Origin of the sequence: Marinobacter salinexigens (assembly GCF_008370345.1) — a bacterium.
Classification (GTDB): domain Bacteria; phylum Pseudomonadota; class Gammaproteobacteria; order Pseudomonadales; family Oleiphilaceae; genus Marinobacter; species Marinobacter salinexigens.
Window position 1 is genome coordinate 1 of the sequence record NZ_VTUU01000104.1, and the last position, 496, is coordinate 496.

The following is a 496-nucleotide window of genomic DNA, read 5'->3' on the forward strand; positions in this document are numbered from 1 at the left end:
GGGCACGGACGGACGGTGTGATGTCAACAGGAAAAACGCSAAGGTTGTKACTATYGACAGCTAYGAAGATGTACCAGCGAACRRTGAGAARAGTCTGCAGAAGGCAGTTGCRAAYCAGCCYRTCAGTGTYGCAATTGAGGCTGSTGGCASAGCRTTTCAGCTCTACARCTCGGGTATCTTCACWGGAASCTGTGGAACAGCGYTGGACCATGGTGTCACGGCCGTCGGCTACGGSACAGAGAACGGCAAGGACTACTGGATCGTGAAGAACTCATGGGGCAGCAGCTGGGGCGAGTCCGGGTACGTGAGGATGGAGCGCAACATCAAGGCGTCCAGCGGCAAGTGCGGTATCGCGGTTGAGCCGTCATACCCGTTGAAGGATGGCGCCAACCCGCCGAACCCTGGCCCCAGCCCGCCGTCCCCGACCCCGGCGCCCGCCGTGTGCGACAACTACTACTCGTGCCCTGACAGCACCACCTGCTGCTGTATCTACGAG

The 496-nt window shown here is 59.7% G+C and carries 1 protein-coding gene; it reads left to right on the forward strand.

What is annotated here, in order from left to right; all coding sequences use genetic code 11:
* A partial coding sequence (locus FWJ25_RS20840) for a C1 family peptidase (RefSeq protein WP_223163293.1) occupies positions 1-496 on the forward strand: 496 nt, incomplete at both ends.